Genomic DNA, 18,387 nt, shown 5'->3' on the forward strand with positions numbered 1-18,387 from the left:
CAACACAGGCGCAAACTGCATAGTTTTGTTGGTTAAGTTGCTGCCAACTGTTCTCACCGGTTCTCCAGCAGCCGTCTCACTACTCGAAACTCTCCATCAAGGAGTTTCGTCTGATGTTACAGTAGCCTCGGGAGATCTCGAACGCTGGGCGATCCTACGAGTTCGAGGGGAGACGCCCATCAGGTCGTGGGACCCGCCCCTGCTTGATCTCCTGATCGACTCGCCGGAGGTGTTTACAGCCGCCCTCGGGCGTACGCTTCCGCCAGTCTGGACACGTACACGACTCGCTGATCACGTCGACTTCATACCAGTTTCCGGACGCCGATCGGACCTCATAGCGGCCACCCTTTTCGAGCAGCGAGACGGCCATCGATTCGTCGACGGCACGGCTGGTTCGCGGCTCGAGGTCGTCGTGCTGGGGCGAGTGCTCCGTGACGACCATCCGATCGCGCACGTCGCCGGAGCGGCCGCCGTCTGGGGCAACCGCAGCTTCGGGATCCTGGAGCCGATTCGCAAGCAGGGCCTCGACCGGATGCCCCTCCGGCCACAGATAGTGGACTTCCCGCCGCTCGCGATGGTCGTAGGAGCCACAGGCGGCAGCGCTCCCGATCCAGACACGCCACGCCCCGAGTGCTGCCATCACGTCGACGATGACTCGCGGAACAGCGTCGTATTCGTCGGGGTAGAATACCCGGAAGCGAGTACATGCCTCCTGCGGCGGAACCGTCTCCCACCACTCGACGTCGTCGTCCCAGCTGTTGCACATCGCGTCGTCCTCTCCGTAGCCGACAGTCACGCCGTCAATCTGCGGTACTTCCACCGATGTCTCGTCAGCCTTGCCTTCGAGCAGCCGAAGGACGGCGTACCGAAGATACTCGTGTTCCGGATGATCCGAAGATTGGGCGACCTGCTCGTGGTGCTCTGCGACTCGCTCTGCCTTGTCGAGAACGGTCGTTAGATATTGGTCGGTCATGGGTCGGTGGAGACGGGACTGCGCCTCCGCCCCTCGGCGGGCGCTGAAAAACTCGCTCTTGTGTAGAGCTACGGAAAGACCCTGTAGTTACACTGAGCCAGCTATAATCTGGGAGTATGTCTTCTGCTCAGCCGGCGTTCGGCGCGATGTTTCGAGAGTTGATCAAGCTGGGCGTCGTCGAGATCGACACCGAGCCGCTCGATGCGGGCATCGAGCGGCGACTCAAGGAATTCTGGGAGAATACATCCTGTCCACGGTGCGGGCACAACTCTGTTCAAACGTGGCCGCATCTCGACCGCGTTTGGTGTCGTAACTGCAACTTCAAGCCGGTCTACACCTACGGAACGCCGTTTCACGAGAAGCACCTCACCTGCGGCGAGGTACTTCTCGCGTTCACGCTCTACGCCGATACGTTGCTCAGTATCAACCAGATCGCGCCGTTGCTCGGTCGGGCCTACAAAACCGTTCACACGGCGATTCGAGAGGTGGAAGCCGCGATCCATCGCGGCTTCCCCGTCGTTTGGGGACTCCTCGACCAGACCATCGATGGACGGACGCAAGTTGACGAATCTGGCATAGTCTGTTCGGGGTATAAGGGACAAGAGCCGCCGCGAAACAGCCGTTCTCGCGGCGGCTCGTCCCAAACTGGCCGCTCACGTTGGCGGGGCCGCCACGGTGATCAGCTGACGCTCGTCGCGGCGTGCCGCGACTCGCTTCGCGTGATCCGTGGTCAACTCGGTATCGACTTCAGCGGTGATTTGGAGCCAGTGATTCGGGAGGCTGAAGACCTCTCCCAGCGGCTGGGAGAGGTCTGGACCGACGGACTCCAAGCCTACCGAGAGATGGACTACGATCACCGAACAGTCGTGCACAAAGAGAGATACGTATCGCCAGAAGGCGTCCATATTAACCAAGCTGAGTGCCTGTTTTCGCTCGTCCAGCCGTGGCTGCGGAAGTTCCGCGGCCTGTCCAAGCAGGGCTTGGAACAGGCCGCTCACACCTTCGGCATCATTCGGTCACTCAACCTAGCTGGTGAATCTATCGAGTCAGCCATTGATTGTCTCATTATCGGGGCTTTCCACAGTTCTACATAAGAGCGTGTGGTCTTAACCAACATGCGGTAGTATCCACAGACGGTTGTTGGTTAAGAGATAGCGCTCTTCTGTAGAACGGCGGAAAGCCCCGATAACGAGCCAACCAATGATTGAATCGGTGGATTCGCCAGCCAGATGGAGTGACCGAACGATGCCGAAGGTGTGATCGGCCTATAGCCCTGCTTGGACAGACCGCGGAACTTCCGCAGCCACGATTGAACGGGCGAAAACAGGCACTCAGCTTGGTTACTGTGGACGCTTCCCGGCGATACGTACGTCTCCTTGTGCACGACCGTTCGGTGACCGTAGTCCATTTCCCGGTATGCTTGGAGTCCATCGGTCCAGACCTCTCCTAGCGACTGGGAGAAGTCTTCAGACTCCTGAATTACCGGCTCAAGATTACTGCTGAAGTCGATGCCGAGTTGGCTATCCTCAAAGTCATCGAATGCTCGTAGCCCTGTTCACTCTGCCAACAATCCTCGCTTGTGCCCAACCACTATAGAATGGGTTGCACCCGTTGGACAGGGTAACGGACGGCCTGCTAGTCGAGTGGCGTTTTATCATCGTCGTGATAGTGAGTGTGCGATGTTCCAAGAGAATTATACAAGGAGAGACAAGGATGAATTCTGAGTCACTAGTCGAAGTATCGGTGCTTCCGGATGCGTTGTGTGAGCGCGAGCAATGGGTGTGCTGGAAGGAAGAAGAACGGGATGGGAAAGCGACGAAGATTCCAGTAACACCGGGTTCGGGTGAGTTCGCGTCCTCAACAGATTCAGAGACATGGACAGGCGTCGAGATCGCGCTCGACTACGTCGAATCGGGGAATGCTGATGGCGTCGGGTTCGTGTTCACCGATGATGATCCAATTGTGGGGGTGGACCTCGACGACTGCCGTGACTCCGAAACGGGAGATGCCGACGACGCGGCGTTGGACATCATTGAGCGTCTTGACTCGTACACGGAGGTCTCACCTTCTGGAACTGGCTACCACGTGCTCATCAAGGGGGACCTCCCTGATGGTCGGAATCGACGTGGGAGTTTCGAGCTGTACGAGACGGCGCGCTTCTTTACTGTGACCGGCGATCACGTCGAGGAGACGCCGTCGCGTGTTGCACGACGGCAGGACGCGCTCTCGGCCATTCATCGTGAGTACGTCCAAGACACCGACGACAGCTCGGAGGCAGAACCTGACCAGCGTGAGAGCGCTAACAAGAAGTCCACGGCGGATGGACCGAGTGAGGTTGACGTTGACCTCGAGGACGAGGAGTTGCTGGAGAAGGCAATGAATGCGTCGAATGGTACGAAGTTCGAGCGTCTCTGGAAGGGGAATACGAGTGGATATGATAGTCAGTCGGAGGCTGATATGGCGCTCTGCAATATGCTGGCGTTCTGGACTGGCGGCGACCAAACCGAGATGGACAGCCTGTTCCGGCAGTCAGGATTGCTTCGTGAGAAATGGGATGAAGTCCACTACGCCGATGGGTCGACGTACGGGGAGAAGACCATCGAGCGAGCAGTCGGGAATACATCGGCATTCTACGACCCAGAACCGAGAGAGGAACAGACTCAGGACTCTCCCTCGACCGAGGACTCCTCTGTCGATACTGGCCGTGACGAGTCAAGGCGGAGTCAAGCGTATCTCACCGAGAAGAATCGGCTGTTAGCCGAGCGTGTCGAAGAGCTTGAGACGCTCCTCGAATGGAAGAACGAGCGCATCGACGAGCTTGAAGCAGAAGTTGAGCGGCTCACAGCCGAACTCACGGAGTATGAGCAAGAGACGGAGCAGACCCACGAGGAGCAGACCACTGATGTGAGCCTGGATGACGAGGAGGAGTCACAGTCGGAGTCTGTCTGGGGGCGGACGAAGCGGTTGTTCGGAAATGACCCCCATTCATAGGGTCGTTAGTTTGGTGAGTCGCAGACGCAGACGCCGCCTTCCCTAATTTGGTTCGTGACGTGTTCGTGGACGTTTTGAGCTAGTTGTTGCATGGTGTCTGCTTGGCGTTCTGTCGGGCGTCGTCCACCATAGTAGCTGTCTGTACGGTTGGTGTCGTACAGTTGTCGGAGTTCACGGGTTGTTGTGTCTGAGAGGAGGCCGAGGTCGGTTGCGCGGTCGTAGCAGGACGTGTGGTCGTGGAAGTCATTGAGGTCGTCACCACCTTCGGCTAACGCATAGGCTTCGACGGATCGTTCGGTTGCGCCGAAGCACAACTCGATGGTCGCAGTATAGTAGCCTTGGTCGGCGATGGTTTCGACAGCGGCTAGCAGTCGGCAGGCCTTCGTTAGCTGTGTTTTCCAATCGACTTTCGGATCGATTGCATCTTCTCGTGTGGGGACACCGTAGCCTTCCTCGTTGAATGCGTCAATCGCTGCGTCGAGCGCGTCCGTGATAGCCTGTGGGTCTGACTCTCTACTCATCGAGGGCACCGTGGAACACCATCTTCCGGACTGTCTCGAATTTCTCCGTGTCGTGAACGACGAGTCCGTCACTCAGCACGTCTTGGAGTTCATCAGTATAGTTTGGGACGGCGGGAAGCGATTCGACATCGATATCGTATGCGTATCGGCCGGTGTCGAATTCGTGGTCTTCGAGGTCTTGGCGGACACGGTTCGCAGTTCGCTGATTCGCCATCCGGTCTTCTTCAACGAGTACCCACAAGTCGATGTCACTCCGGCGGTCGGCGTCGCCTCGCGCTACACTACCGTACAGGACAACACCGACGACACCGTCAAGATTCTCAAGTAACTCCGTGACCGCTGTGCGGACTGGCTTGTGGAATTCAGGTTGCGGGATTTGGAGGACGGGATCGTCCGAACGTGATAATCGGCCACGGTTGATGTGTACGTTCTTGACATTTCCTTCACGTCGGGTGACGACGAGGTCGTTGGCAGCCAGGATATCGACCGCCTTCGAGATGGTTGGTTGTGAGTAGTCCACGGCGTCACCTAATTCTGTGATAGAGAACTCGTCGGTGTGATACCGAGTTAAAAACGAGAGTATCTCGTGGACCGCCTGACTCTTGAAGAGATTCGGCTCTTGGGCAGGTATGTCGAGGCTAATTGTCGACCCACCACCCGAACCCATATTCGCATTCCCTTTCATACAAACGTACTCCTTCACCGAGTCACTTAAAGTTTATATTTAGACCGGTGCTAGATTTATGTTGGTCAACTGGATACACGCCCCCACCCGTCGTTTTAGTGACGGGACGACAGTCACGCGAATATCGTTGACCACCAGTAGTCTGAAGTTCATGGACTTTGAACTAGTAGATATGACTCACCCACCACAGCAATACCGCGTTCTTCCAGACGGAGGAATCGACATCCGAGACCCACCCCCAACCGACGTGTTGAATGAGGAGACGCTGACACCAGAAGCGCTTGCCAGAAACGCCCCTGGATTAGAGACAGTTGTCGAGCTTCTCAATCAGCCAGCACTCGCCCGTGTGTACGTGTACGTCTGCTATTGGGGGCCAGTCACGCCACCAGAGGTCATGGATGATCTCGACCTCTCGAAATCAACCACCTACGAATACGTTGACCGGCTGGTTGACCTCGGGCTTATCGACCGTGATGAGTCGACTCGGCCCCAGCAGTTGACTGCCGAGCCACTCGTCCTTGTTGAACAACAACTCCCGATCGTCATCACGCCGACTGTACTGCACGCCTTCGCACTCCAGGAGGTCGACGAAGACATTGCATACTTTGTTGACCGCCATGGCATCGGCAAACTCGTCGCGGCACTTCGGGGCGCAGGACTCCACTTCGCAGGCAAAACCACCCAACGGATGGTCGCGAGCGATATCGATGTTCGGGACGCCGACGCGATGCTGATCGTGTATGCGCTGGTGCCCGCGCTCGCGGTGGGCCGTGACCACGACCCCTACTTCGAGTACCTCTTCCCAGATGTCCATGACCAGATGGACCTTCCCGACCCTGCAGAGGCAGAAACGACGCCAGCGGACCCGGCGAATGAGGAGTGACGCCGGGAATGGATCAGGATACTCCGTTGTCGGATGCGACGACTGTTCTTGTCGACGCGAACGTGTTCATCGCGCTTGGTCGCCCATCGAAACCACAGTATAACCAATTCCGACAGGCAGTTCGGACGGCTGACGTTGTGTTGAAGATTCCACGTCGGGTGATTGGTGAACTCGGTGGACCACAGGCAGACCGCGTACAGACCGCGCTTGAGGAAGGCTGGGCAGAGATCATTGATGCGCCGGACCCGACGGATGGGGATGCTGTTGCGGCAAGCGATATTGCCAAGCGAACGATTGCGAGTGAAACGGGGCAGGCCGAACATGATGTTGAAAAGACAGACGCAATTCTTGCAGGGCTTGTCGTCCAGTACGTTCGAGACCGCGCAGAGCCGAACGTCGTTGTCCTCACGGACGATAAGCCAGCGAGACAAGGATTGAAAAATGCAGTAACTGCACAGGGCTATACGGACGCAATCACCGTATGCGGACTCTCAGATATCATCGGCGATGATGCTGGAAGCTCAATGCGGTTGATTTAGCCTGAACACGTACGAAGACACCACCGGCCACGAACTCCACACCGTAGCTGGCGATACTGACGTGGAGTTTCCAGGTATGGGGGAATTCATCGTTGAGTTCTGGGCGAGTGCCGACGAGTACTGGGAAACAATCGGCGGCACTCACCACGTCCCTGCTAAACAGTAACAGCACACATAGCTAGTCATCACTACACTTCATATCACCGTTGGCGACCGAGCACAGATCCGTGTGAACAAACCTTAGATGCGAGGCGGAATACGGAGTCTGTCGCCGACCTCGTACAGATATCCTTTCAATAATAGTTGTTCGATAATCTCACGGGCGTCGGCACGCGTGAGACCTTGCTCACTAAGGTACGTGACGGCGTCTGCGTGTGAGATACGCTCCTCATCTGCCGTAGTCTCGACATACGTGTCGAGGTGGTCGAGCACAGACTGCTCGCTCGTACTCAGGGACCTCCGTGAACTCGGCATTACCGGATACATTGCACGCCACCAAAATAGACCATTGGGTCGAAGCGAACCTTCGGGTTGGACTCGCGGCCTCGGGAGTCGGGAGAAAGATCGCGTCGTCGGCTATCGACCACCGAATACTGTATAGTGCGTGTCTACGAGGTCAGGTTCAGGCGTGGGATACCCAATGGGGGATTTGGGGAGAAACAGGATATCCCACACCTTGACTGGTCCTGGTCGCACGATATAAACGTGCGGTATTGGAACTGCAATGCTCTCCGGAGTTACGTCTCTCAACAGCAGACGGTTCCAGCAAGCCCAAATCATTAACCAACAGACGGTACTACTCGGGAGCGTCTGTTGGTTAAGACCGAGGCTTCTCAAAACAGCAGCAACTGCATCTTTGAACGGCCCTAGGTGCTCGTGGCCCCGTTTATTCTAACTCCGGCATTAATTCTCACCTGCGATCGATCACTATAGAACAGGAACAAGCGCACTAGGGGACTTGAAGCAAAGCGAAGTGACTCACAGCCGAACTCACAGAGCGTGACCAACCGATGAACCAGACCCACAACGAGCAAGGTGTTGATAGGAGTCCAGATGATGGGGGTCACAGTCGGAGTCTGGGGGCGGACGAAGCGGTTGTTCGGAAACGACTCCGAGTAATAGTTTTTGTTCGCCAGAAGAATGAGGCGCACTCTGTACGAAATTTTGCGGGGCGCTGTGAGTGACCCATCGTAGAGTGCCAAATAGTTTGTACTAGTACGAAACTATTAGTGAAGGCACGACGAAGACACAACGTATGAGTAAGAAAGAACCCCGCTGGCCCGAGAATACGGATGCAGCAGAGCGTGTCCGCCATGTCGCGCTAACGCGGACAGAACCACGGAACGCAGGCTGGATCGCCGAGGAGGCAGACGTCTCACGCGATACCGCCGTAAAGTATCTTGAACGGATGGTTGAACAGGGCGATCTGGAAGTTGTCGAGACAAACGAGGGCACGAGCTACAAGCCGGATAGCGTCACGCAGTTCCTCCGTGAGGTCCGTGAACTTGCAGAAGCACACACACTCAATGAACTCACGCGCGAACTCAATGCAATCGGTGAGGAGATCGATGCGTGGAAGGGCACCTACGAGGTTGAGTCACTCGCCGAACTGCGCCAAAGCATCGGCCGTGATGACTTGACTGGCGATGAACGCCGTGAACGCCTCGAAACCATCGAAGAGTGGGAGTACAATATCGAGATGCGTGAATCGATTCAGCTTGCAATTAGCCTCAAGAGTTCGCTCACGACATTAGGTGCGGAGTCGCTTGGTGATGAGTCGTCCACGAAACTTCCGCAGGAAGGCTAGTAAGATCGATGGTGTTATTGCTTGCTGGTGGTCGGGGATTCACCCGACGAGAAGGCCTTCGTCGTATCAAAGAACGAATGGAGAACATCCCTGGGTTCTACGATGTGCGATATGACCCCTCACGGATTCGCCCACGAACCGTCGTTGCAGACGTCGATGTGGAACTGTTCCTTGGCGAGTCATTCCCCCGGGCGGAAGCCAAAGTAGAGGTACTTTGGCGACCACGTGAGGGAACTGATGTGCAGCGTGTTCATTGGGCAGACGATGTCGTGAGTCTTGGCTGGCACAAGGACGAGGACCATCCAGAACTCGGGACAACGCATTTCCAGCTCGAAACTGATGATGAATCAGTCCATGAACCGGGAGCGATAGAGGTTGAAGCCCCACTAAGTTTCCTCGAAGTCTGTCTTGATCGACTTCCGGACAAGCTACGGCAAACAAGTGACTACTGACCTCAGTACGGGACAAAGAGTACTCAGACTTAGTCTGTGTATCTGACTCTTTGAATTGCCGTAATAGCTTGTAGGTCGGACTCCCAATTCATTGAGATTACCGTGGAACACCATCTTCCGGTCTTCCCCGAATCTGACTTTAGGAGGGTTCGGCTACCAACCTCGAATCAAGAAATCACCAATACATCGCTACCGTCTTAGCCTCAATCCGGAATACATCACTATCAGATTCTATTTCCTCATCTTCCTGATTCGACTTCGTAGTATCTACACGTAGTTCTTGGCGTTTCTCGTGATCTATAGAATCTAGCTCAAACATCTCAATAACGGCATCTGTGTAAGCATTTAGAACCGTCTTGCGTTGTGCTGTCTGGCTTTTCTCGTGGCCGATTTCTATATCTTCCATCGTTTCGAACAGCAACTGCTGCTGTTCATCTTCAGAAATGACAAGATTGTACTCGTCTTCTAAGTGTTCAGTATATCGTTCGATGTCTTGGCCCCACTGCGCTGCTGAATCAGCGGACCAGTCGGTGAAATCCCGTAGTTCGGATAGTTGACTCCTTGTCTCTTTCAACCCTTGACGGAACTTTTGATTCAGTTGTTTGGCTGTTGGTTCTGAGAGGCTGTTGATTGCACGGGTCACCTTCAGCGGATACCATCGGTCTAGGTCTACATCTTCCACCCTACAATATAGTACAAACCGATCGTTGCTGAACAGAGTTTGTATAGGGTCTGCCCAGAGACCATCAAGATTTAGCAGCGTGACAACCTCTAAATCCTCCACGTTCTCTTTTTCGGCGTCGCTCAGTTGACTGCTTCGTTTAATCGTCTTTTCCTTCCCGTCCACGACCTTGTAGTCAACCGCTTTTCCGATGACTGGAATCCGGTTACCTAGACTACTCTCTATTAATTCCAGCATCTCCTCCGTCTCGGAATCGATTTGATCTTCAAATACATCAGCGAAGTAGTCAATTGTCTGGTACAGTCTAAACAGTAGGTTCGCGGATAAATCAACTCTAAGCTCAACTATATCACCACGCTGTAAATTCGAGGTTGTAAGCCCTGAGAACGGTTCATCTGCAGCTTCTTCCAGAGGGATTTGACCGAGTGAGAGCTTCTTTTCTACAACGTCGCTTTTGTACAGTCTCGTGAACTTTGACTGGATTAAGTCGTAATTCCGAGTCTCAATCGCTGTGTTCTGATGTTCTCTTTCCTCCTCTACTCTTGAATTGACAGAAGCTGGGCCAGCTCCTAATTTTCCACCGACTCTGGACCCAGAGCGTCTTCTACGCATTTCCTCGTCAACTGTCTCAGAGACGATTCCTCCTTCTCCTGTTGACGCCAACAAGCTCCTTACACTAATCTCATCCAAGTAAACGAACTCACGTAGCTCATCAAACTGGTCTCTAGCAAGCCACCTTTCTATACGTATAGCCAGTGAATGCAACCTTTGACGAATTTTTAGACGGGTCATTCTTGCTCCCTCACTTTTTGTATCTGCTGGCGTTTGGCCTCTCGTTGCTTGTCAAACCGCTCAAGAGCGATCACAAAATCCTCATGGTGAACCTGTGGCCTCTCCTCTTTGAGAGCGATAAAACCGGCCTTCTTTACGATTGACTCCAAGTCTGCACCGGACCATCCATGAGTCCGTTCTGCGATGTCTTTGAAATCTACAGCGGAAGATAGCGGCATATTCCTTGAGTGAACCTTGAGAATATCTCTTCGTTCCCCGGTATCGGGTAATGTGAATTCGATTTCCTCGTCAAATCGTCCAGGCCGCCGTACTGCCGGATCAATAACCTCAATTAAGTTGGTAGCACCTATCACAATAATATCGCCGCGATCCTCTAAGCCGTCAAGTTCGCTCAAGAACTGTGCAACAATTCGGCGTTCCGTCTCATCAGCACGGTCTCGACGTGGAACAACACTGTCAATCTCATCGATAAATACTACTGCAGGCTGGTCTTCTTCCTCGGCTTTTCGTTCAGCGGCTTCAAAAACATCTCTAATCTGGCGTTCGCTCTCGCCGTAGTACTTGCTCACGATCTCAGGACCGCCTATATGGAAAAATGAATCAGATGAGCCCCACTCGTTTGCGGCAGCCTTCGCCATCATCGTTTTACCCGTTCCTGGCGATCCGTAGAACAGGATTCCAAACCGGCCTTCAAGATCGAAGTCTTCCATCTTTTCCGGCTTTTCCATAGGCAGACTTACTGCTTCGATAAGCCGGTCCTTGGCGTCCTGTAACCCGATAACATCTTCAAACGAGACCTCTTCTATATTTTCAGGTTGATATAGCCCATCTTCATTCCGGTCTTCCTCTTCATCGTCAGACCCTAAGTTCAGGTTGATTGCATCAATTTCCAGATCAGGCTTTGGCTCTATCTCTATCGGTTCATCATCTAATACGGTTGAAAAAGAATCGGAAGGAGTCAACGCGATAGTATATCCTTCCTCTACTGTTTCTTCGGGACGGCCGATTTCCAGCAATCCGTTTTCAGTCCTCACTGCAATCTTCTCATCGAACACAGCTTCTACAACTCCAATAGATTTCCCTCGGTCATACCCCCCCTTCTTGACTACCTCCACAGCCTTATCGTTACTAAGGACCGAACCCTCAACTTCTACAATATCTCCGACTTCGGCATCATCGGTGCGGTTTGCCACGGTATCGGTTCCAGCCCCGTTGAGAAACCTCACAATGAGATTGCCGTTATCAGCAATCTCATTTACCAAGGCCAGCTCCTTGTCGCTCATATTGAAAAGTGATACTTCCTACATTCTTCAATCTACCGTGTATCGAATTTTAGCCTTACTGTGTGTTCTTCTTGCCACCGATTTCGGCTATCTCGTCGCTGTTCTCGTTATCAAACCACTGAGCGAACTTATCCTTCACTACGTCGTTGGTATCTTCACCATCAGCCATGCGTTTAGGTTTCCTCTAGCATTTCGGTCTGGTTGAGGAGGATGTCGAAGGCGTGAATCGATGTTTCCATAGTCCCACCGGCACGATTAGATTCTCGGTGGCGAGCAGAACATTTACGATTGAAACACCACCGATTTTTGTGCGCCCGGCAGGACTGCGGGCGCACCTCAGTGACCCGCTGGTTCTGCATGGGATATCGCACACTCATCACCTACGAACGACCAGACGCACCGCACACCCTCCACTACTCGCATAACGGGGCCCTCGACTATCGGCTGAAACACCAACTCACTACGGAGACGCCCTTCGGTGGCGACCACCCCAACCAATGGGCTCACGACCAGTACGAAGCCCTGCAATCAAGCACGGAGACGACCGCGGGCGCATACGCCGTCGACCGACAGTCACGGACGCCAGTCAACCCAGACCCGATTACTGTGGGAGTCTCACTAGACGAGATCCCCTCGGAGTATCTGGACTATCTCCACCACGAAGCCTTCTACGTGGTCTCACTGGACTTCGAGGTGACGGCGTATCGAACGCGGTGGCTTGGCCTTGAGTACGACTGCGAGGCCGTCGAGGCCTCAGAGACGACAGGCAATGGCGTCCTCCAGTCCGTCAGTTGGCGGGACGGCGAACCCCGTCACGAGGAGTACAGCCACGGCCAATTCCAGGCGTTGAAAGACGTCGTCGGTGACCGCGTTGACGACGGGGAACTCACGCTTGGGGAGGCACGGGCGTGCATCGTCAAGAAACTCCGAGCGTGGAGTCGTGACGAGACAGCGGTCATCGGTCCCCACGACAGCGTGTTGTGACGTGTGGCGTACAGGGGAGTTTGTATGCGCCTGCAGGGGGTGCAGGCGCGACCCACGTAGTCGCGTCACAACAATGACTGAGAACACTCAACGTCCGTTTGGCCAGAGTCGTATTGACGCAGTCGAACAAGCCCTCGAACGCTGGCTACTCCGACAGGCGCAAGCAGGTGTTCCCGAACTCGTACTCGTCGGCCTCCTACGCAGGTACGCCGACGTGATTGAGTGCTACGGCGTCATTCCACGCTCATGGGACGAGGCGTCGCGAAAGAGTCGGCGCTCAACGCGGAGGCAGACCCGTCGATGAGCGTTCCTCAACTTTTGCACTGCCTCTTCACGAGGCAGAACGAATCAATGACCGTCTATGAGTGCCGGCACTGTGGGACGACCATCGACTCGAAGACAGACCCCTGTCCCTATTGTGGGCCAACAGAAATCGTCGAATACGAACTTCCCTGAGGCAGGTGGCTTTGTGACCCTGTCCCGTCTCTTTTACTATCTCTTTGCCACCTACTGATTTCAGCCTTCTAGCGGCCAGTGGCCGGTACTAAGTACGAGTTCGTGACCAACACCTCGGTTATGGACTGGAGTGAGTTGGCGGCGATAGGTCGGTCACGACCTCAAAAGCAGTGGCATCCGAGTCTAAATCGGCGGTTGCAGTCGGTATCACGAATTCCCGTGTGACACGCCAATTTCGAATCGACGCTCGCGCGAATCGGCCATCCTGTGGCGCATGAAATTGTACACATACCCCCACATGACCTAGTTTGCTACGGTGACGGAGCGGGAGTCCGTATATAATGGAGTCCGTCTACGGCGTGATCGGGGATGGGTGAGCGAGCACGGTCGCGGTCGAACGCGAAGCATTTTGCACACGTGGCCAGCGCACGGCGTGTGCAATTCTGGGCGTCGATTTCTGAGCGCGTCTGACCGCGTGTTTGTGGGTGTGTGACCGCGTGTGTAGAGTTGGAGAAGTTATAGACCCTGAATGACTTGGGCTCTAGCCGATGAGAACTAATCTGCCCTTACTGACCATTTATTACCTCTCCCTTATGAAGCCAACTTATGGTTTCCGAGGCAGTCATTCTGAGCGGGTTATTTGGAGTTGGCGGTTCAGTCGCAGGATATCTTGTTGCGGGGTGGTTCAACCTCAAAAGTACTGAGAAGCAAGTATCTGCTCAGCGTGACCAACTAGATAAAAGACTGCAAGCGCAAGAAGAGCGATTAGAGGCTCAAATTCAATCAGAAGACGCCAGAAGACGAGCAGAGTACTATCTGGACAAAAAAGTAGAATCACTTATTCAGACGCATTCTACTCTTGAGGAGACGCGTAGAACTTACAAACGCATTGCCGATAAGGCTGGACACGGCGGTATTTCCGAAGAAGATCATCAGGATGCGATTGATTTGTACTTCGAGTACAAGAGTACGGTTGACCGTGTCTCCATTTTTCTTGACGAACCCCAACACGAAATCCTACTTGATGTTTTTAATATATTGCACGATACCAATCCATATCTGTCTCGGGCAGTCAAACAGCCTGAAAATGTTGACTACCGAGAGTTCGATTTAGCGGAGTATAACGACCGATTCAACGAAGCCGAAGAGATGCTTAAGAAGGAAGTAAAAACCCCTATTGACTCACTCTCGTCAGGTAGGGATAACAAGTAAACACTCGATGAGAGGGGGATTTCTTCACTTTCACTTCTACTTCGTCCACGGCTGACCTTCTTACCTCCGCCCTCCGCGCTCTTACTCGTGACCGAAATTGACTCCGTCTTTCCGATGGATCGCGTCCTGACCGACGAAACGCGTGCTCGCATCATGAGCGCGTATCGGCGACTCCTCTCAGCCCCCGAGTCGGACTACTAAGAAGTCGAAGCCACGGACGGGCCTCTCCTCGACGCCGAGGTTCTTCACCTCCAACAGTTCGAGGACAACTCGGTACAGCCGGCGTCCTCCTCGACCACGGCGACGGGCCGACGCTGGTGACCGACGAGGTCGCGGAGTGCTCGCATCACGTCGAGGGCGAGGAGTTCTCGACGCGGACCACGCTCAGCGAGGAGTACGCCGCGTTAGAGAAGGACCTTGTAGAAGTCTCAGCGCTGATATGCGACCTACCAGAGTACGACGACGAGTTGCAGAAGTACGCCATCGGCGGCGTGGGATTCCTGAACCTCTCGTGTTTCGGCGAGGTACTTGCCCACTCAGCGGAAAATTGATTCTGAGTAATACAGAGTAGCGAGACACTCTAGCGATTCTGTCGCGGTATTATCCTCAATGACCTTGCCTGTCGTCATAGAACGACCATGAGACGATCCAGGTCGGGAGACGACGTTTAGAAAGGAAATATTCACAATGGCATACGGACAAACGAACCGCTTAGTGTACGACATTAGTGGACTATACCTTATTCCGGTGAACGACGCGTGGCGAGACGAGTTCAGACGCTCTGTTGAATCGCCAGTCAATCTCACGGCTTACGAGGATGTGCCACCGCAATTGGAGGGGTTGACGGAACGCAGAATTTGGGGGACAACCGAGACAGACGCGAGTAAGAAACAGACCGCAATCGACCAGATGACATCCGGTGATTCCGTCTTATTCTATCACGACGGGGAGTTCATTGCGGGTGGACGCGTGCAATGCACTTTCGAAAACTCGGACGTGGGGCGACTCCTTTGGAATGAACCGCGAAGTAGGCATATCTTCACCATCGAGGACTTCACTACGGACGTCCCCGCTATCGAACATATCTGGAACCTGCTTGGGTACAAGGGGCGGCCAGTCGTGCAAGGCTTCACTCGCGTCGCCGACCAGCGCGTTGCAGGGTTGGTAGACGACTCCGGCTCTGTCGAAGCCGCCATATTCGACGAAGGCTCGGATGAGCCATCTGAGGCGGAGATTGAGAACGCGCGGACCGAATTGAAGCAAGCTATCGCTGATGAACCCCGGCTAACTGAAGCCGAAGACGAGTTCACAGAACGTCGACAGCGGGCCCGGGACGCAGCGTTCGCACGACTCGTCAAAGAAGCGTACGACGATACGTGCGCGATGTGTGGACAGAGTCGAGAAACCCCCGACGGACGGCCGGAGGTCGAAGCAGCCCACATCTATCCGAAGGAACAGAACGGGCGTGATGATATCCGAAACGGCATAGCGCTCTGTCGGCTTCACCACTGGGCATTTGACTCCGGTTGGCTCTCACTTGCAGACGACTACACAATTCTCGTCCGGGACTGCCCTGGCCGGAATGGCTACCACGAGTTCAAACAACTCGAAGGAAAGAGAGTCCGGCTTCCGTCCGATGAACGATTTCGGCCAGACCAGCGGTTCACAGCGAAACATCGAGAACTCCACGGCTTCAAGAACAGCTCTTAGCAAACTCCTTTGGAGTGACGCAGCGTCCACTAACTGTAACTAAATGAGTCACGCAGTCCACGTTACTACGGAATGCTAATCTACTTGCTTACTGCGACTCGCCAATGCCACGAGCCTGGACGCAGTTTAGAACTCACCACATTCCGTCACCCCGAGATTAGATTCCAATAACAAGATTATTTTCACGTAGCCGAGGATACTTCTTACCGGTCATGGTTACTGGAGTAACTTCATTCATCTCATTCGACGATGTTCGTAGCGAGATAGATTCAAGCTATCCGAATCCCGGACAGGACGTTGAGGCTGATTTGCAGATCTCAAATAATGGCTATAGCCATCGCTTGGTAGGCAATTGCGTTGAATTCCTCTGTCGCGTCTGGTTGTACCGCCAGTGTGATTCTATTATCCGTCCGAATCATCCTGCGTATACGGACGGTTCGGAGATTTTGGACCGTGCTGAGCGATGGGGTCGAGACACGAGTGACTTCCAATACCAATACGGATGGAATTCAACGGAGAACCCGCCAGTTCGAGTCTCCGTTTTTGATGGGTTCGTTTGGGAGGACGAGAACAATCGTGCCTCAAATCGAGAGGAGTGGGAAGAACAGTTGGAGAATCGGGCAGACTGGCGACCACGTCCAAGCCCACTCACCTGGCGATATGATGAGGAGCTTCGGACGGTTGTTGAGCAGTTCATCGAGACAGGAATGAATACTGAGGGGGTGGTAAAAGCGGCCTTGCTGAACGCTGGTTGGCAGCCAGACGAAGTGGTTACCTCGTGGGTCGATCGCGCCGCGATTGAGGACGAGCTACGCGACGAGATGGCGAGTCTGTTTCAATTGCTCCGTGAACAAGCCTGGACCGACGGCGAGCACCTCATGGAGAATCCACGCTTTGGGATGCACCAACACATCCTGCCTGGGGAGGGTGATTTCATCATTGATAACCTGTTAGTTGATATCAAAACAACTGAGAAGGGAACCTTTACGCCAGCATACTGGCGACAGTTGTTGCTATACTATGTGTTGGTAGATATCCAGCGAGAGCTGTATGAGGTCGAGGGACGAACCTATGGAAAGGAGGGATGGGATGGCAAGTACCCGGAGGTGTCACGGGTCGGGATTTATTTTGCCCGGCATGGGGAATTGCAGACGGTCGATATGGATGACTTGCTGACGTCACCTGAGTACGAGCGGTTCCGAGCTAGAATCGTCGATATGGCCATTGAGGAGAACCGACATGCCCAGCATGATTATTCAGCGATTCGAGGTGTATTGACCGAGCCATATGATTACGAGCGCCAGCGGTCGCTCTCAGATTTCTAGTGCTAGTGACTATTCCACCAACGAGAAAGAACATAATTTCGTGTTTATGCTTGCTTTGACAACGAAAATATCTTGATCAGGCTCTAACACAACTCCGGTATGCCTCCGGATCGACTCCGCAGTATCGTCTCAATGTTCGGCGGCGGGACTCACTACGTCGAGACGTTAGACTTGATTCTGGAGTTCGTTCAAGCTCATCAACCATCAACGGATGAACTCATCGGGTGGCATCGAGGGACGTTCTCGAACGTATCAAGACAGAAATCAATTATGCGGCGAGTCCGATATTTGAGGAAGGTCGGATTCCTTCGGGAAGACGAGGAGTGCTGGTTGCTTGGGGAGGCTGGCCGTGAGTATGTTCAGCAGCAGGATGTGTCGACGCTCCTCCGTATCATGTGTGAGCGCAACGTCGGGCTTCGGAGTCTGTTGTACGCGTTGTCTGCTGGGCCGATGACGATCATGGAGATTAGCGACCAACAGTTGGATACCCACCCTGAGTTAGGGTGGAGTCGCGGAGAGACAGATATGGCGAAGCAGCGGGCGAACTGGCTACGGAGCATGGACCTCGTCGAAAAACAAGACGACGAGTACGTCCTGACTGATAGCGGATGGCGGTTCGTCGAAGATGCGGTCGAAGACTGGGCAGGTACTGACTGGACTTCGACGGCGTCTCCGTCGGGAATGGCGGCTGGCACGTACGAAACCACAGCGTATGCAAGAGCGGTCGATCCGGAATTCCGAGCGACAGTGATCGCACAGCACGACCAGACGTGCCCCATTTCTGGCGTTGACCATCCCGGGCTGTTAGATGTCGCTCACGTACTCTCGTGGAGCGAGTATCCGGACTACAGGGCGGATCTGACCAATGTACTCCCATTGAGCAAGACGCATCATGCCGCATTTGACCGAGGGTTATTCACCATCGACCGAGAGTACCGACTGCGAGTGAACCCGTCGTTCGAGACGGAAAGCGACCTGCTTCAGCGCACGATTGTTGAACAAGCCGATGAGCGTGTTCCACTCCCCGACGAGAGTCTCAATCCCGAGTATCTCGCCGAGCATAACTCGACGCTTGCATGGGTGTGAAGTCGT

The 18,387-nt window shown here is 54.2% G+C and carries 17 protein-coding genes and 1 pseudogene; 12 read left to right on the top strand and 6 right to left on the bottom strand.

The genetic code is table 11. The features are described 5' to 3' along the window. Positions 1–154 precede the first annotated feature (154 nt). A complete protein-coding gene (locus NGM06_RS23680; RefSeq protein ID WP_254270771.1) occupies positions 155–973 on the bottom strand; it encodes a hypothetical protein in 819 nt (272 codons plus the stop codon). A 116-nt stretch (positions 974–1,089) separates the two neighbouring features. Here NGM06_RS23680 and NGM06_RS23685 point away from each other — a divergent pair, with 116 nt between their 5' ends. Beyond that, the gene (locus NGM06_RS23685; protein WP_254270758.1) at positions 1,090–2,067 is read left to right on the top strand and encodes an IS1595 family transposase; all 978 of its coding nucleotides are present in this window, start codon (positions 1,090–1,092) and stop codon (positions 2,065–2,067) included. A 12-nt stretch (positions 2,068–2,079) separates the two neighbouring features. Here the strand turns inward: NGM06_RS23685 and NGM06_RS23690 are convergent. Beyond that, a pseudogene (locus NGM06_RS23690) lies at positions 2,080–2,492 on the bottom strand (hypothetical protein); the annotation flags it as partial. 194 nt (positions 2,493–2,686) lie between these two features. On the opposite strand from NGM06_RS23690, the gene NGM06_RS23695 reads away from it, so the two are divergent. Next, entirely contained in the window at positions 2,687–3,964 is a 1,278-nt protein-coding gene (locus NGM06_RS23695) for a phage NrS-1 polymerase family protein (protein ID WP_254270772.1), read from the top strand. Between the two features lie 5 nt (positions 3,965–3,969). On the opposite strand, the gene NGM06_RS23700 is transcribed toward NGM06_RS23695, so the two are convergent. Together NGM06_RS23700 and NGM06_RS23705 are read right to left on the bottom strand one after the other, a co-directional pair. Next, a complete protein-coding gene (locus NGM06_RS23700; protein ID WP_254270773.1) occupies positions 3,970–4,485 on the bottom strand; it encodes a DUF8154 family protein in 516 nt (171 codons plus the stop codon). Next, a complete protein-coding gene (locus tag NGM06_RS23705; protein WP_254270774.1) occupies positions 4,478–5,170 on the bottom strand; it encodes a nucleotidyltransferase domain-containing protein in 693 nt (230 codons plus the stop codon). Before NGM06_RS23705 ends, NGM06_RS23700 begins: the two co-directional genes overlap by 8 nt. A gap of 151 nt (positions 5,171–5,321) precedes the next feature. On the opposite strand from NGM06_RS23705, the gene NGM06_RS23710 reads away from it, so the two are divergent. The 4 genes from NGM06_RS23710 to NGM06_RS23725 all read left to right on the top strand — a co-directional run bounded on the left by NGM06_RS23710 (position 5,322) and on the right by NGM06_RS23725 (position 8,851). Then, entirely contained in the window at positions 5,322–6,053 is a 732-nt protein-coding gene (locus NGM06_RS23710; protein ID WP_254270775.1) for a DUF7437 domain-containing protein, read from the top strand. Between the two features lie 8 nt (positions 6,054–6,061). Next, entirely contained in the window at positions 6,062–6,592 is a 531-nt protein-coding gene (locus NGM06_RS23715; RefSeq protein WP_254270776.1) for a PIN domain-containing protein, read from the top strand. Positions 6,593–7,847: 1,255 nt separating this feature from the next. Continuing rightward, positions 7,848–8,399 (top strand): DUF7342 family protein, encoded by a 552-nt coding sequence (locus tag NGM06_RS23720; protein WP_254270777.1) that lies wholly within the window; start codon positions 7,848–7,850, stop codon positions 8,397–8,399. Between the two features lie 77 nt (positions 8,400–8,476). After that, the gene (locus tag NGM06_RS23725; protein ID WP_254270778.1) at positions 8,477–8,851 is read left to right on the top strand and encodes a hypothetical protein; all 375 of its coding nucleotides are present in this window, start codon (positions 8,477–8,479) and stop codon (positions 8,849–8,851) included. A 175-nt stretch (positions 8,852–9,026) separates the two neighbouring features. Here the strand turns inward: NGM06_RS23725 and NGM06_RS23730 are convergent, their stop codons facing one another. Next, positions 9,027–10,325: a DUF6414 family protein gene (locus tag NGM06_RS23730; RefSeq protein ID WP_254270779.1), complete on the bottom strand. Its 1,299-nt coding sequence runs from the start codon at positions 10,323–10,325 to the stop codon at positions 9,027–9,029. Then, entirely contained in the window at positions 10,322–11,608 is a 1,287-nt protein-coding gene (locus NGM06_RS23735) for an ATP-binding protein (RefSeq protein WP_254270780.1), read from the bottom strand. Before NGM06_RS23735 ends, NGM06_RS23730 begins: the two co-directional genes overlap by 4 nt. A gap of 339 nt (positions 11,609–11,947) precedes the next feature. Here NGM06_RS23735 and NGM06_RS23740 point away from each other — a divergent pair, with 339 nt between their 5' ends. From NGM06_RS23740 to NGM06_RS23770, 6 genes are all read left to right on the top strand, one after another. Next, the gene (locus tag NGM06_RS23740; protein WP_254270781.1) at positions 11,948–12,592 is read left to right on the top strand and encodes a DUF6735 family protein; all 645 of its coding nucleotides are present in this window, start codon (positions 11,948–11,950) and stop codon (positions 12,590–12,592) included. A gap of 1,062 nt (positions 12,593–13,654) precedes the next feature. After that, positions 13,655–14,260, top strand: coding sequence for a hypothetical protein (locus NGM06_RS23750; RefSeq protein WP_254270783.1), 606 nt, complete (start codon positions 13,655–13,657; stop codon positions 14,258–14,260). Between the two features lie 317 nt (positions 14,261–14,577). Next, positions 14,578–14,811, top strand: a complete 234-nt coding sequence (locus NGM06_RS23755; protein WP_254270784.1) for a hypothetical protein — start codon at positions 14,578–14,580, stop codon at positions 14,809–14,811. 196 nt (positions 14,812–15,007) lie between these two features. Next, positions 15,008–15,970, top strand: coding sequence for an HNH endonuclease (locus tag NGM06_RS23760; RefSeq protein WP_254270785.1), 963 nt, complete (start codon positions 15,008–15,010; stop codon positions 15,968–15,970). A 212-nt stretch (positions 15,971–16,182) separates the two neighbouring features. Then, the gene (locus NGM06_RS23765) at positions 16,183–17,295 is read left to right on the top strand and encodes a hypothetical protein (RefSeq protein WP_254270786.1); all 1,113 of its coding nucleotides are present in this window, start codon (positions 16,183–16,185) and stop codon (positions 17,293–17,295) included. A gap of 99 nt (positions 17,296–17,394) precedes the next feature. After that, complete coding sequence (locus NGM06_RS23770; RefSeq protein WP_254270787.1) at positions 17,395–18,381, top strand: HNH endonuclease; 987 nt, start codon at positions 17,395–17,397, stop codon at positions 18,379–18,381. Positions 18,382–18,387 lie beyond the last annotated feature (6 nt).

Origin of the sequence: Halorussus aquaticus (assembly GCF_024218795.1) — an archaeon.
In the GTDB taxonomy this organism is placed as follows: domain Archaea; phylum Halobacteriota; class Halobacteria; order Halobacteriales; family Haladaptataceae; genus Halorussus; species Halorussus aquaticus.

Excerpts from the sequence above, each read along its gene's own strand:
- NGM06_RS23770 (WP_254270787.1), top strand. The coding sequence starts at position 17,395 with ATGCCTCCGGATCGACTCCGCAGTATCGTCTCAATGTTCGGCGGCGGG.
- NGM06_RS23710 (WP_254270775.1), top strand. The coding sequence starts at position 5,322 with ATGGACTTTGAACTAGTAGATATGACTCACCCACCACAGCAATACCGC.
- NGM06_RS23715 (WP_254270776.1), top strand. The coding sequence starts at position 6,062 with ATGGATCAGGATACTCCGTTGTCGGATGCGACGACTGTTCTTGTCGAC.
- NGM06_RS23720 (WP_254270777.1), top strand. The coding sequence starts at position 7,848 with ATGAGTAAGAAAGAACCCCGCTGGCCCGAGAATACGGATGCAGCAGAG.
- NGM06_RS23695 (WP_254270772.1), top strand. The coding sequence starts at position 2,687 with ATGAATTCTGAGTCACTAGTCGAAGTATCGGTGCTTCCGGATGCGTTG.
- NGM06_RS23725 (WP_254270778.1), top strand. The coding sequence starts at position 8,477 with ATGGAGAACATCCCTGGGTTCTACGATGTGCGATATGACCCCTCACGG.
- NGM06_RS23680 (WP_254270771.1), bottom strand. The coding sequence starts at position 973 with ATGACCGACCAATATCTAACGACCGTTCTCGACAAGGCAGAGCGAGTC.
- NGM06_RS23765 (WP_254270786.1), top strand. The coding sequence starts at position 16,183 with ATGGTTACTGGAGTAACTTCATTCATCTCATTCGACGATGTTCGTAGC.
- NGM06_RS23705 (WP_254270774.1), bottom strand. The coding sequence starts at position 5,170 with ATGAAAGGGAATGCGAATATGGGTTCGGGTGGTGGGTCGACAATTAGC.
- NGM06_RS23730 (WP_254270779.1), bottom strand. The coding sequence starts at position 10,325 with ATGACCCGTCTAAAAATTCGTCAAAGGTTGCATTCACTGGCTATACGT.
- NGM06_RS23735 (WP_254270780.1), bottom strand. The coding sequence starts at position 11,608 with ATGAGCGACAAGGAGCTGGCCTTGGTAAATGAGATTGCTGATAACGGC.
- NGM06_RS23685 (WP_254270758.1), top strand. The coding sequence starts at position 1,090 with ATGTCTTCTGCTCAGCCGGCGTTCGGCGCGATGTTTCGAGAGTTGATC.
- NGM06_RS23750 (WP_254270783.1), top strand. The coding sequence starts at position 13,655 with ATGGTTTCCGAGGCAGTCATTCTGAGCGGGTTATTTGGAGTTGGCGGT.
- NGM06_RS23700 (WP_254270773.1), bottom strand. The coding sequence starts at position 4,485 with ATGAGTAGAGAGTCAGACCCACAGGCTATCACGGACGCGCTCGACGCA.